This window comes from Neorhizobium sp. SHOUNA12A, from assembly GCF_023006505.1.
In the GTDB taxonomy this organism is placed as follows: Bacteria; Pseudomonadota; Alphaproteobacteria; order Rhizobiales; family Rhizobiaceae; genus Neorhizobium.
In genome coordinates, this window is the sequence record NZ_JALBGV010000028.1 from 54,503 (window position 1) to 67,004 (window position 12,502).

At 62.3% G+C, this 12,502-nt stretch carries 15 protein-coding genes and 1 pseudogene; 9 read left to right on the forward strand and 7 right to left on the reverse strand.

The features are described 5' to 3' along the window. Positions 1–16: 16 nt before the first annotated feature. Positions 17–970 (reverse strand): glycine--tRNA ligase subunit alpha, encoded by a 954-nt coding sequence (locus MOV63_RS14805; protein WP_038548790.1) that lies wholly within the window; start codon positions 968–970, stop codon positions 17–19. Positions 971–1,116: 146 nt separating this feature from the next. Between MOV63_RS14805 and MOV63_RS14810 the strand changes: the two genes are divergently transcribed. Together MOV63_RS14810 and MOV63_RS14815 are read left to right on the forward strand one after the other, a co-directional pair. After that, positions 1,117–1,401 (forward strand): hypothetical protein, encoded by a 285-nt coding sequence (locus MOV63_RS14810; protein WP_247034481.1) that lies wholly within the window; start codon positions 1,117–1,119, stop codon positions 1,399–1,401. Further along, positions 1,401–1,718: a type II toxin-antitoxin system RelE/ParE family toxin gene (locus MOV63_RS14815; RefSeq protein WP_247034482.1), complete on the forward strand. Its 318-nt coding sequence runs from the start codon at positions 1,401–1,403 to the stop codon at positions 1,716–1,718. The genes MOV63_RS14810 and MOV63_RS14815 overlap by 1 nt, the downstream gene beginning before the upstream one ends. Here MOV63_RS14815 and MOV63_RS14820 read toward each other — a convergent pair. From MOV63_RS14820 to MOV63_RS14830, 3 genes are read right to left on the reverse strand one after another with little or no spacing between them, the layout of a single operon-like run. Continuing rightward, positions 1,715–1,867 carry a hypothetical protein gene (locus MOV63_RS14820; protein WP_247034483.1) on the reverse strand — a complete coding sequence of 51 codons (153 nt, stop codon included), beginning with the start codon at positions 1,865–1,867 and terminating at the stop codon, positions 1,715–1,717. The two genes, MOV63_RS14815 and MOV63_RS14820, sit on opposite strands and share 4 nt — an antisense overlap. 5 nt (positions 1,868–1,872) lie before the next feature. Next, complete coding sequence (locus MOV63_RS14825; RefSeq protein WP_038540401.1) at positions 1,873–2,064, reverse strand: hypothetical protein; 192 nt, start codon at positions 2,062–2,064, stop codon at positions 1,873–1,875. A gap of 27 nt (positions 2,065–2,091) precedes the next feature. Continuing rightward, on the reverse strand, positions 2,092–2,958 hold the full coding sequence (locus tag MOV63_RS14830; RefSeq protein ID WP_038540399.1) for a S49 family peptidase: 867 nt from the start codon (positions 2,956–2,958) through the stop codon (positions 2,092–2,094). Between the two features lie 167 nt (positions 2,959–3,125). Here MOV63_RS14830 and MOV63_RS14835 point away from each other — a divergent pair, with 167 nt between their 5' ends. Then, positions 3,126–4,466, forward strand: coding sequence for an Nramp family divalent metal transporter (locus tag MOV63_RS14835; RefSeq protein WP_038540396.1), 1,341 nt, complete (start codon positions 3,126–3,128; stop codon positions 4,464–4,466). On the opposite strand, the gene MOV63_RS14840 is transcribed toward MOV63_RS14835, so the two are convergent. Further along, positions 4,435–5,235 carry a tRNA1(Val) (adenine(37)-N6)-methyltransferase gene (locus tag MOV63_RS14840; RefSeq protein ID WP_038540393.1) on the reverse strand — a complete coding sequence of 267 codons (801 nt, stop codon included), beginning with the start codon at positions 5,233–5,235 and terminating at the stop codon, positions 4,435–4,437. The genes MOV63_RS14835 and MOV63_RS14840 overlap by 32 nt on opposite strands. A 324-nt stretch (positions 5,236–5,559) precedes the next feature. Further along, the gene (locus MOV63_RS14845; protein ID WP_038540390.1) at positions 5,560–5,781 is read right to left on the reverse strand and encodes a DUF2007 domain-containing protein; all 222 of its coding nucleotides are present in this window, start codon (positions 5,779–5,781) and stop codon (positions 5,560–5,562) included. Between the two features lie 106 nt (positions 5,782–5,887). Between MOV63_RS14845 and MOV63_RS14850 the strand changes: the two genes are divergently transcribed. The 4 genes from MOV63_RS14850 to moaB all read left to right on the forward strand — a co-directional run bounded on the left by MOV63_RS14850 (position 5,888) and on the right by moaB (position 10,383). Continuing rightward, positions 5,888–6,904, forward strand: a complete 1,017-nt coding sequence (locus MOV63_RS14850; protein ID WP_038540388.1) for a polyprenyl synthetase family protein — start codon at positions 5,888–5,890, stop codon at positions 6,902–6,904. 163 nt (positions 6,905–7,067) lie between these two features. Continuing rightward, the gene (locus MOV63_RS14855) at positions 7,068–8,903 is read left to right on the forward strand and encodes a tetratricopeptide repeat protein (protein ID WP_038540385.1); all 1,836 of its coding nucleotides are present in this window, start codon (positions 7,068–7,070) and stop codon (positions 8,901–8,903) included. Positions 8,904–8,908: 5 nt separating this feature from the next. Beyond that, the gene (locus MOV63_RS14860; RefSeq protein ID WP_051899652.1) at positions 8,909–9,838 is read left to right on the forward strand and encodes a 4-(cytidine 5'-diphospho)-2-C-methyl-D-erythritol kinase; all 930 of its coding nucleotides are present in this window, start codon (positions 8,909–8,911) and stop codon (positions 9,836–9,838) included. After that, a complete protein-coding gene (moaB, locus tag MOV63_RS14865; RefSeq protein WP_247034484.1) occupies positions 9,835–10,383 on the forward strand; it encodes a molybdenum cofactor biosynthesis protein B in 549 nt (182 codons plus the stop codon). The genes MOV63_RS14860 and moaB overlap by 4 nt, the downstream gene beginning before the upstream one ends. 3 nt (positions 10,384–10,386) lie before the next feature. Here the strand turns inward: moaB and MOV63_RS14870 are convergent, their stop codons facing one another. After that, positions 10,387–10,905, reverse strand: a complete 519-nt coding sequence (locus tag MOV63_RS14870) for a glycosyl transferase (protein ID WP_247034491.1) — start codon at positions 10,903–10,905, stop codon at positions 10,387–10,389. A 133-nt stretch (positions 10,906–11,038) separates the two neighbouring features. On the opposite strand from MOV63_RS14870, the gene MOV63_RS14875 reads away from it, so the two are divergent. Together MOV63_RS14875 and MOV63_RS14880 are read left to right on the forward strand one after the other, a co-directional pair. Further along, entirely contained in the window at positions 11,039–12,196 is a 1,158-nt protein-coding gene (locus MOV63_RS14875) for a PA0069 family radical SAM protein (protein WP_151041147.1), read from the forward strand. Positions 12,197–12,365: 169 nt separating this feature from the next. Further along, positions 12,366–12,502: pseudogene (locus tag MOV63_RS14880) on the forward strand (ribonuclease HII); the annotation flags it as partial.

A 12,502-nucleotide genomic window follows, 5' to 3' on the forward strand; every position in this document is an offset into this window, starting at 1 on the left:
GCGGCCAGACCCAAATTCAGGCAGCCTTGCCGAAATTCACACCACCGGCATCGGTCATCAGGAAGGCCTCGCCGCAGGCTTTCGCCAGCGTGCGGACGCGCAGGATATAGCTCTGGCGTTCGGTGACCGAGATCACCCCGCGGGCATCGAGCAGGTTGAAGACGTGGCTCGCCTTGATGCACTGGTCATAGGCGGGGAAGACGCATTTGTGCAGCATCTGGTTGGCGTTCGCTCCCGGAGCGCCGGCCGCGAGCAGCGCCTGGCATTCCTTCTCGGCATCGACGAAGTGCCGGTGCAGCATGGCGGTATCGGCGAATTCGAAGTTATGGCGGGAATATTCCTGCTCGGCCTGCAGGAAGACGTCGCCATAGGAGATCTTTTCCTCGCCCTCCCGGCCGTTGAAATTGAGCTCGTAGATGCTGTCGACGCCCTGCAGATAGGTGGCGAGGCGTTCGAGACCGTAGGTCAGCTCACCCGCAACCGGCGCGCATTCGATGCCGCAGACCTGCTGGAAGTAGGTGAACTGCGAAACTTCCATGCCGTCGCACCAGCATTCCCAGCCGAGGCCCCAGGCGCCGAGCGTCGGGCTTTCCCAGTCGTCTTCGACAAAACGCACGTCATGCAGCAGCGGATCGAGGCCAATTGCCGCAAGCGAGCCGAGATAGAGTTCCTGCAGATTCGGCGGGTTCGGCTTCAGGATGACCTGGAACTGGTAATAATGCTGAAGGCGGTTGGGGTTTTCGCCGTAACGACCGTCCGACGGACGACGCGACGGCTGCACATAGGCAGCCTTCCACGGCTTCGGCCCGAGCGCACGCAGCGTGGTCGCCGGATGAAAGGTACCGGCACCGACTTCCATGTCGTAGGGCTGCAGGATCGCACAGCCCTTGTCCGCCCAGTAATTCTGGAGCGCGAGGATCAGCCCCTGGAAGGAGCGGGTCGGAGACATGTGGTCGGGCAGCTCGGTCATGGCCATATCTGTGTCGGTTCGAGGATGCGGACGAGTGCCACGCATCAGGGGCGCGGGTCAAGGATTTATGCGTTTGGGGCGGTTGCGGGGTCTGCCGAAACGGCACGATCCATGTTAAGGTCCGCCCGTTCTTCCGGAGAAAGACCATGAACGTCAAGAACAGCTTCACCTTGTCCGAGCGCTCCCTGCGGCTTGCTGAAAAGCTCGTTGAGGACGGCCAGTTCCCTTCGGTCGAAAAAGTGCTGGAAGCCGGTATCGACAGCTTGCTGCGGGACGAGGAAAGTTCCGCCCATGACGACCCATTGATCGGCATGAAGGACGAAATCCGCCGCCGCGCAGAGCTGCCGCGAGATCAGTGGATATCCATGGACAAGGACAATATGTTCGATCGCGTCCGCGCACGGCTTGACGAAAAGTACAAGGCTAAGTGATGTCGATCTACCGGCTGGAATACCACTCCGCGGCCGTACAAGACCTCATCGATATTCATAGTTTCATCGAAGAATATGCCGGGCGCATCACCGCGGACCGCAAGCTGGCGGAAATCGAAACGGCGACCTACCGGCTGGCCGATTTACCCAAAATGGGCTCGATTCGAGATGACTTGTTGCCAGGATTACGGGCAATTCCTGCGGCGGAAAAGGCTGTCATATGCTTCACCATCGATGACGAGACTCGAACGGTCTTCATCCTCTGTGTGAGTTACGCAGGGTCCGACTGGATTTCACGGGTGAGGGAACGGCTTTAATCGTTGTTCGGATCACGGCTGTTGGCTTCCTCGCGATCGAATTTCCAGCCGTCCGGAAGCTTCCACTTGAAAGCACGAATCTTTTCCAGTGCCACGCGTCTTTTGTCGGCATCAGTCTCTGCCACGGCAGACTTCTTCTCCTCGGGCATGAGGCCTATTCCTCATCCCGCTTCACCCTATACTCTCCCGTCGTCGGGTCCCGTTCCAGGGTGCCGATCGCGCCGGTCTGGCGTTCCTTTTCTTCGCGGCGGGTGCGCGATGACAGTTTTTCGGCGTCCTTGATGAACTTCTTGTAGAGCATCCAGCCGCCGCCGATGACGATGATCAGAAATAAAAGCTGCGCCATTTCCCCTCTCGCGCTATCCTGACGACCTCAAAGGCCGTAGCGGCTCCACATTGCCTTTTCTTCCAGGCTCGCCGCAAGTCCCGTGACTGCGCCCGCGGCGATTTCTCCGGCCTTACCCTCCCCGAAAACGACGCCGGGCACGCGTCGGCCAAACAGGGTGCGGGCGCTGCCGATCAGTTCCAGCCTGGTATCTTTGCCGTAACGGCGCTTGAGGACTTCGCGCATGTCGCCGAGGCTGTCGATCAGGCCGAGCTCGAGGCCACGCAACCCGCTCCAGAACAGGCCGGAAAAGATCGTCGCATCGTCCGCCAGCCGCTCTCCACGGCGCATCTTGACCATCTCGATGAAGACCTTGTGGATTTCGAGCTGCAGCGCCTTCAGGTATTCGATGTCGCCTTCCTTTTCCGGCTGGAAGGGATCGAGGATCACCTTGTTCTCGCCGGCGGTATAGACGCGGCGCTCGATGCCGATCTTGCGCAGCAGTTCCGGAAAGCCGAACCCGCCGGAAACGACACCGATCGAGCCGACGATGGAGGTCGGATCGGCAAAGATCTCGTCGCCAGCAAGCGCGATCATATAGCCGCCCGAGGCCGCGACATCCTCGACGAAGACCAGCACCTTCTTGTCCTTCTCTTCCGCCAGCGAACGGATGCGCTGGAAGATCAGCCGTGACTGGACGGGTGAGCCGCCCGGCGAATTGATCGAGATCGCGACGACCGGGGCATCCTTCTTGGCGAAAGCCTTGTCGAGCATTGGCGCCACGCCGGCCAGGTTGAGGCTCTGCTTGAACTGGCCGCCGCCGGCCATGATCGCTCCGTGAAGCCGGACGACGGGAATCGTCAGCCCCTTCTTACGGAACCGTTTCGGCATCAACCTCTTCAAAAACCCGGCCATTTCTTTTCCTTCTGTCGCGTTCGGCTCTGCCAGAGCATGTATGTGACGGAATTTCAAACACAATGGCTGCGCCCCCGAAAGCAGGATTTTGATTTTCTAGTTGCGAATGACTTGCATTATCATTCCAATAAGGCATTATCTCCCCCACGAACGGAGATAGGATGAAGATGGACGTCTTAAGTTCAAAGCAGGACAGCGGCTGGCGGAACAAACGGGGGGAAGCATCGCTTTCCGACGTCTATCGAAGCGTCAACATCTCGCGCTCCGGATCTCGGTGGCGACGGATGGCTGCCTTCGCCGGCCCGGGTTACCTGGTTGCAGTCGGCTACATGGACCCCGGCAACTGGGCGACCTCGCTCGCCGGCGGTTCGAAATTCGGTTATGCGCTGCTGGCGGTCGCGCTGCTGTCCAACGTGATGGCGATCGTGCTGCAGTCGCTCTGTGCCCGTCTTGCCATCGCTTCGGGCCGAGATCTGGCGCAAGCCTGCCGCGACGCGTTTCCGAAATGGGTTTCCATTCCGCTCTGGGCGCTGGCCGAAATCGCCATCATCGCCACCGACATCGCCGAGGTGATCGGCACCGCGATCGGTCTCAACCTGATCTTCGGAATCCCACTGGAGCTCGGCGTACTGATCACGGCGCTCGACGTCTTCATCATCCTTTACCTGCAGAAGATGGGTTTCCGCTGGGTCGAGGCCTTCATCATCACCCTGCTCGGCGTCATCGCCGTGTGCTTCGCGGTCCAGATCTTCCTCGCCGATCCGCAGTGGGGCGGCGTCATCCGCGGCTTCTTCCCGACCACTGAGATCGTCACCAATCCGGAAATGCTCTATCTGGCGCTCGGCATTCTCGGCGCGACCGTCATGCCGCATAACCTCTACCTGCATTCCGGCATCGTGCAGACCCGCAACTATGGCCACACCCTGCCGGAAAAGAAGGAGGCGCTGACCTTTGCGACGATCGACTCCACCGTCGCACTCTGCTTCGCCCTCTTGATCAATGCCTCGATCCTGATCCTCGCGGCAGCCGCCTTCAACAGCACCGGCCGGACGGAGGTAGCCGAGCTCGGCGAAGCCCATTCGCTGCTGGCTCCGCTGCTCGGCCTTGCCATCGCGCCGACGCTGTTCGGCATCGCGCTTCTCTGCTGCGGACTGAATTCGACGGTGACGGCGACGCTTGCCGGTCAGATCGTCATGGAAGGCTTCCTCAAGATGAAGCTGCAGCCATGGATCCGCCGGCTGATCACGCGGGGGATAGCCATCATCCCGGCCGCGTTCGTGACCATCTGGTATGGCGATGCGGGCACGGCCGAGCTACTGATCCTGACCCAGGTCGTGCTCAGCCTGCAGCTTTCCTTCGCGGTCTTCCCGCTCGTCATGTTCACCGCCAGCAAGGCCAAGATGGGCGAACTCGTGGCGCCGATCTGGCTCTCCGGCCTTGCCTGGTTGATCGCCGTCGTCATCGCCGTCCTCAACGTCAAGCTGCTCGTGGATTTCGTTTCGGGCTGAGGCGGGCATAGGCGGCCCGGCCATTATTCAGGTCGTCCACAAAAGCCGAGAAAGCATGGCCATCCGGGCCATGCACGAAAAGCGGCGCCCGGAATGTCAGCCGGGCGCGCGATCCCTTGACGGCGGTGACGAGGATGCGCGTGGCGCTTTCGTCGGGCCGGGGATGAAGGGCGGTGATTTCCAGCCCGCCGAAACGCCTGCCGCAGGCTTCGATGATCTCGGCGATCGATTGCGGCCGGGCGATCAGCGACAACTGCCCGCCGGGCTTCATGATCGCGCCGGCGGTGCGGATCCAGGCTTCGAACAGGTCTTCCGTCATCGCATGCGCCTCGGCCTTCAGGGCATCCGGCGTCTTGCGGTCGCTGGCATCGTTGAAGGGCGGGTTCATGATGACGTGGTCGTGGATCTCGTCCACCAGACCTGCGGCAAGACGGGGCTTGCCGGTGAGCGTCACGTCCGCCTCCAGGACCTCGACGCGATCGGCAAGGAAGGCATTCTCCGGAAGCTCCAGGGTCTTGCGAGCGTAATCGGCCATCAGCGGCGATTTCTCGATCAGCAGAACATTTGCCCGTTCCAGCCGCGAGGCGACCGCAAGGCCCGCAGCGCCGGCGCCGGAGCCGAGATCGGCAACATTAACCGGCTTGTCGGCGGCGACCAGCGAGGCAAGCAGCATCGCATCGACGCCGGACCGATGCCCGCCCCCCTTCGGCTGCATGACGTGGAAACGGCCGCGATGGAAGGCGTCGATGGTATGGGTTGGAGTGGTCATCCTTCGCGACACCATTGAGCGCTGGTAGCCGGTAGCCCCCCTCTGCCCTGCCGGGCATCTCCCCCACAGGTGGGGAGATCACAAGCGGCGTGATCATCGCCCTTCCAAATACGGCGTGCCGGAAGAGAGGCCAGATAAAAATGCGCGAGAAGATACGCCGCACGTTGGTGCGCAGAATGAGACGTCAAATTTGAAGCGGCGAGCGTGCGCCCAGCCGATCTCCCCACCCGTGGGGGAGATGCCCGGCAGGGCAGAGGGGGGCGATCCGCGAGAACGCTCAATGCTAGAGCTCCGGAAAAACTGAAGACCGAGGATCCACAAGCATCAAGGCCGCAGCTCCGCTTCCAGCCCCGCATCCTTCAAAATCCGCCGCGCCTCGTCGACCCGTTCGCTATCCACCATCAGCCGGCGTGCCAAAAGCCCGAGCGAGCCTTCGAGCACGCTCATCGACTGGTCGGCGACCATGAAATGGATGCCCGCATCCTTCATCAGGCTCTGGGCCAGCGACAGGATCACGATGTCGTTGGTGCGGATGATCTCCAGCATGGCTTGTTTGTTACCCCATTATATCCGGCGGGATGCGATTTGCGCTTGCCGCACTATCAGCCTCTTTCTATTGTCGTTTGAAAGATTTCGATAGGGAGGCCTGACATTGGGCGTCGTCATACCGCTTGAAGAAGGCAAAAACAAACTGGCATCCGTCAAACCGCTGGTGGATCTGACCAAGGCGGACATGGATCGGGTCAATCATTTGATCCTGTCCAGGGCCGGCTCCGACGTGCAGATGATCCCGGAAGTCGCCAATCACCTGATCTCGTCGGGCGGCAAGCGGCTGCGGCCGATGCTGACGCTCGCCTCTGCGGCGCTGTTCGGCTACCAGGGTGAAGGCCATGTGAAGCTCGCGACCAGCGTCGAGTTCATGCACACCGCAACGCTGCTCCACGACGACGTGGTGGACGAAAGCGATCTGCGCCGCGGGCGCTCGACCGCCCGGATGATCTGGGGAAACCAGGCCAGCGTGCTCGTCGGCGACTTCCTGCTCGGCCAGGCGTTCCGGATGATGGTGGATGTCGGCTCGCTCGAAGCGCTCGACGTGCTGTCTGCCGCAGCCTCTGTGATCGCCGAGGGCGAAGTGCTGCAGCTGTCCGTCGCCAAGAACATGGAGACGACCGAGGACGATTATCTTTCGGTCATCCGCGCCAAGACGGCGGCCCTGTTTGCCGCCGCCGCGGAAGTCGGGCCGATCATCGCCAATGCCGACAAGGCCGGCCGTGGCGCGCTGAAATCCTACGGCATGAACCTCGGCCTTGCCTTCCAGCTCGTCGACGACGCGCTGGATTACGGCGGCAAGGCGGCCGATCTCGGCAAGAATGTCGGCGACGATTTCCGCGAGGGCAAGATCACGCTGCCCGTCATCCTCTCCTATCGCCGCGGCACCGAAGCCGAGCGCGCCTTCTGGCGCCAGGCGATCGAGAAGGGCGAAAGCAGCGACGAGAACCTCGAAAAGGCGCTCGGATTGATCAACAAATACGGGGCCCTGAACGACACGATTGGCCGCGCCCTGCATTACGGCACGATCGCCCGCGATGCGCTGGCGCCGCTTCCCGCCTCGCCGCTCAAGGCCGCTCTTCTCGAAGTCATCGACTTCTCGATCCAGCGCGTCAACTGACATACGGCGTCCGTTGACGAAGGTGTGACCGGCGCTGCGCCTATGCGGCGCTGGGGATTTCCTTGCGGACCTGCTTCAAAAAAGCCATTCTATCGTGAATCAATAGGGCGGAATTGGCGGCGGTATCTCACCGAATCGCCATGCTCTTACGAAAGGCATCTTTATGCGGCGGAAATCCAGCCTTCTTCTGCTCTCCAGCGCGGCGCTCGCAACCGTCCTCATGTTCGGAACGGCGGCCAGTGCGGCGACGGCGGAAGCGAAGCCAGCGGTGAAAGACACGGTGACGTTCGGTCCCGGCAATGTGAAGACGTTTTCCGGCGCCTTCCTGGCGGCCCGCACTGCCGACGTCGACCACGACTACGACACCGCGATCGCGCTTTACCGCAAGGCGCTGGCTTTCGATCCCGCCAACCTGGAAATCCGCGAGAGGCTGATGATCTCGCTGCTGCTCAACGGCGATTTCGACCAGGGTCTCGCCGAGGCCAATGCGCTGAAGGATGACAACGCCGTCGAACGGATCACCAAGATCGTCCGCGGGCTCGATGCCTTGCGCGACAAGAAGTTCGACACCGCCAAGAAAGTGCTTGCCTATGAGGGGCCGAACGATCTCGACCGGCTGACCCACCAGCTCCTCTCCGCCTGGGCGGATGTCGGCGCTGGCAAGGGCAAGCAGGCGATGGCCAGCATCAACAACCTCAAGGGACCGCCCTGGTACAAGGTATTCACCGACTACCATCTCGGCGCCATGGCGCTGGTGACCGGGGATATCGGCACCGCACGGCAGCATCTCAACACCGCCGTCACCAACAAGGAAGCAGTCGCCACCGCGCCGGACACGTTTATGCGCGCCGTCATGGCGCTTGCGCGTCTTGAAGCGGCTGCCGGCAACAAGCAGAAGGCGCTCGATGCGATCTCCGTCGGTGACGGCATGGTCTCCAATTATGCGCCGCTGAAAGCGCTCCGCCAGAGCATCGAAAAGGGCGAGAAGCCCCAGCAGCAGGTGAGCAACGCCGCCGAAGGTGCGGCCGGCGTGCTGTTTTCGATCGGTGGCGCGCTGAACCGCCAGGGCGCCGAGGACATGGTCTCCCTCTACCTGCAGATTTCCCACGCGCTCGACGTCAAGAGTGCCGACACGCTGATCCTGCTCGGCGGCATCGCCGAAAAGCTCAAGCAGCCCGATCGCGCCATCAAGTTCTATGCGAGCGTTCCGGCCGATTCGCCGATGCGCCGCATTTCCGAACTGCAGCTCGGCGTGACGCTTTCCGACACCGGCAAGGTGAACGAGGCCAAGCAGCACCTGAAATCGCTGATCGAATCCGATCCGTCGGACATCCGCAGCTACATCGCCTATGGCAGCGTGCTTTCCGACGCCAAGGACTACAAGACCATGGCCGAGACCTACGACAAGGCGGCCGAGGTCATCGGGCCGGTGCCGAAGCCGGGCGACTGGACCATCTTCTTCCAGCGCGGCATCGCCTACGAGCGGCTGAAGAACTGGGAGAAGGCCGAGCCGAGTTTCCGCAAATCGCTGGAACTCAACCCTGAACAGCCGCAGGTGCTCAACTATCTCGGATATTCGCTGGTCGACATGAACAAGAACCTCGACGAGGGTCTCGGCATGATCAAGCGTGCCGTCGATGCGCGGCCGGATGACGGCTATATCGTCGACTCGCTCGGCTGGGCCTATTTCCGCATGGGCAAGTTCGACGATGCCGTGACCGAGCTCGAACGTGCCGTGCAGCTGCGCGCCGGCGATTCGACGATCAACGATCATCTGGGCGATTCCTACTGGCGTGTCGGGCGCAAGCTCGAAGCCGTCTATCAGTGGAACCGGGCGCTGATCTCGGAAGGCGAGGATATCAACCGCGAGCAGATCAAGGAGAAGATCGAGAAGGGCCTGCCCCCGCTCGATCCGAACGCGACGACTGCCGACCGCAGCCCGTCCGAACCCGTAGCGCCCGCTCCGCCGGCGCCGGCCAATCCTGACAAGAAATCCTGACGCCCATGTTTCTGGGCAATTTGTCATCCGACAGCCGGTTCGCCGACGAGGCGAACCTTTTCGAACTCGCGCCCGCCAAGATCAATCTTGCCCTGCACGTGACCGGCCAGCGGGCCGACGGTTATCACCTGCTCGAAAGTATCGTGACCTTTGCCGACACGGGGGATCGGCTCGGTTTCAGCGATGCTGACGCAGACGGTCTTTCCTTTTCCGGTCGGTTCGCTTCGCTGCTGCCGACATCCGTCGAGGGCAAGCATGGCAATCTCGTGCTGAAAGCCCGCGATCTCTTGCGCAAGGCGCTGCAGAATAAAGGCGTTTCGGCGCCGCCGGTTGCCATTCATCTTGAAAAGAACCTGCCGGTCGCAGCCGGTATCGGTGGCGGTTCGGCGGATGCGGCGGCAACGCTGCGCGGCCTGATGCGCTTCTGGAACGCCCGGCTGCCGGCCGAAGAACTGGCAGTGCTTGGTCTTTCGCTCGGCGCCGACGTGCCGATGTGCCTGAAGGGCGAGCCGCTGATGGCCAGGGGGATAGGCGAAGAGCTAACTACCCTTCCCGACATGCCCTCGTTGTCGCTGGTGCTCGGCAATCCGCTGGTCGGGGTCTCGACGCCGGGTATCTTCCGCCGCCTGACCCAGAAGGACAATTCGCCGATCGGCGCGCTCGACGGCGACTGGATCAGCTTTCTGAAGATGCTGCGCAACGACCTTGAGCCGCCGGCGCGCTCGCTGGTGCGCGAAATCGACCAGATTTCCAGCCTGATCGGCGCGGAAGGCACCATGCTGACGCGGATGTCCGGTTCGGGCGCCACCTGTTTCGGGATATTTCCTTCCTTCGAAGCGGCGGAAAAGGCGATGGAGAACCTTAACGGCCAGAAGCCGGAATGGTATTTTCAGGCGGTGAGAACCGTTGGCCACAGCCCTGAGAAAACCCCATGAACCGGATCGACGACACCCGTTCCTTCATCCCCGTCGGCATCGCCGTGCTGACCGTCTCCGACACGCGCACCGCTGCCGATGACAAGTCCGGCGACACGCTGGTGGCGCGGATCGCGGAAGCCGGCCATGAACTGAAGGCGCGCGCGATCGTGCCCGACGACAAGGACCGCATTGCCGGCCAGGTGCGGGAATGGACGCTCGATCCCGATATCGACGTGGTGATCACCACAGGCGGCACGGGCTTTACCGGCCGGGACGTGACGCCGGAGGCGCTGGAGCCGCTGTTCGAAAAGCGCATGGACGGCTTTTCGGAAGTGTTCCACCGGATTTCCTACGACAAGATCGGCACGTCGACGATCCAATCGCGGGCGACCGGCGGGGTCGCGAACGCCACCTTCATCTTCGTGCTGCCGGGTTCGCCCGGCGCCTGCAAGGACGCCTGGGACGGTATTCTGAAGGCGCAGCTCGACTACCGCCACATGCCCTGCAATTTTATCGAGATCATGCCGCGGCTCGACGAGCACCTGAAGCGCGGCGGCAAATAGGCGCTACCTGACCGCAGCAGCCACCCAGGCCGGGATCATCTCGCTCGAAAGCTTCGACACCTTCTGGCCGCGCGCCAGCGTTTCCAGGTTCATTCCCGATTTTGCCAGCGCGATCGCCTGCCGCTTCGGCAGCAGCATGCCGTATTCCAGCGGCGGCACGGCACGGCCGAGGCGCTTGAAGAACGGCCGCCGGTAATTGCGGGCGGGCGCGAAGCGGGCCGGCTGCTTGTTGAGCGCGATATATTCCATCACCTCATCGATCCAGCCCCCCTGCAGCCGGGCGCCGGGCTCGACCAGCAACAGCCATTCTCCACGGGCACCGCGCAAAATATCCTTGATGTCCCAATGGCCATAAAAACGGCAACCGGCCGCATCGGCGACACTGGAGGAACCGTCCCGCGAACCGTGATCGAGCACCACGACATCGCTTACAAGTCCCTCCACCGCAGCGGAAACGAGCACCGAGAGCGTCTGCGCCAGCTCGGATTCCTGATCGCGGCATTCCATGATGACAGTCAGCATCCCTGACATGTAACGCATTGCAACAAGGAACACCAGAAACACGGGTTCCAAATTTTGTTCTTGCAATGTTCTCGTTTCGGCGCTAGGAATTTAATCATCAGGAACGGGGAGTTTCCCCTTCAGGAGCTAACCCATGAACGAGCTGCATCAATTGCGGCAGGACGCTTTCGCGCCTGCTCATACGGCCGATATTGCCGATGCGTTGGTCCAATCCTCCGGTCTTCGGGTGGAGATCGACCGGCGTCGCGGACGCGGCGCGGGGCTCAATCCGAGCGGCCGTTTCGAGGAGGAGCGCCGCGAGGCCTTCGACGACGGCTGGCAGACGCTGGAGGAGCTCGAGCCGTTCAGGACCGAGGTGCAGGTGGAAAAGCCGCGCACCGCGATCACCCGCAACGAATCGCCGGACCTTTCGTTCGACCGCTCGATCAATCCCTATCGCGGCTGCGAGCATGGCTGCATCTACTGCTTTGCCCGGCCGACGCACAGTTTCATGGGGCTTTCCCCGGGCCTCGATTTCGAATCGAAGCTGTTTGCCAAGCCTGACGTGCCGAAACTGCTCGAACGGGAGCTGAGCCGCCCGGACTACAAGGTGCGGGCGATCGCGATCGGCACCAATACCGACCCCTATCAGCCGATCGAGCGGGAATGGCGGATCATGCGGCAGATCCTCGAAGTGCTGCAGAAGGCCAATCATCCCGTCGCGATCGTCACCAAGTCGGCGCTGATCACCCGCGACATCGACATTCTTGCCGACATGGCATCCAAGGGGCTCGCGAAGGTCGGGATTTCGGTGACCACGCTCGACCGCAAGCTTGCCCGCACTATGGAGCCGCGCGCCTCGACCCCTCCCAAGCGCCTTACTGCCATCAAGGCGTTGACCGATGCCGGCATTCCGACCGCGGTCATGGTGGCACCCGTCATTCCGGCGCTCAACGACCACGAAATCGAACGGATCCTCGACGCCGGCCATGCGGCCGGGGCGACGGAGGCGAGCTACGTGCTTTTGCGCTTGCCGCTGGAAGTGAGCCCCCTCTTCCGCGACTGGCTGCTGCAGAACTACCCGGACCGCTACCGGCATGTGATGTCTCTCGTCCGCTCGATGCGCGGCGGCAAGGATTACGACGCCGAATGGGGCAAGCGGATGAAGGGCGCCGGTCCCTATGCCTGGCAGATCGGCCGCCGTTTCGAAATGGCGACCAAACGGCTCGGCATGGTCCGGCGCGGCCTGCCGCTGCGCGACGACATCTTCCTCCGCCCCGACGGCGGCGGCATCCAGCTCTCGCTGCTCTGACCGGACCTTATTCCGGTTCGATTGCGAATTCCAATTTCCGACGCGACCCGCCCTGTCCCCGCGTCGGAAAAATACCCCGGGTTCCACCGCCGCCCCTCGGTGGATAGCGACGCCGCAATCGCTTGGCCGGGGGTTGCAGGAGGTCGGGACGACGTGCGAGGTTGCCGCCATGTTACCTCGCACGTCGCCCGATTCTCCGATGCTTTTCGAAGACATTCCGCTGGTTCCGGATTTCAGTCTGGAGCTTGTGGCGCGCCAGGCCGGCCACTGGCCGGTCGCAGGCACCGACGAGGCGGGACGCGGGCC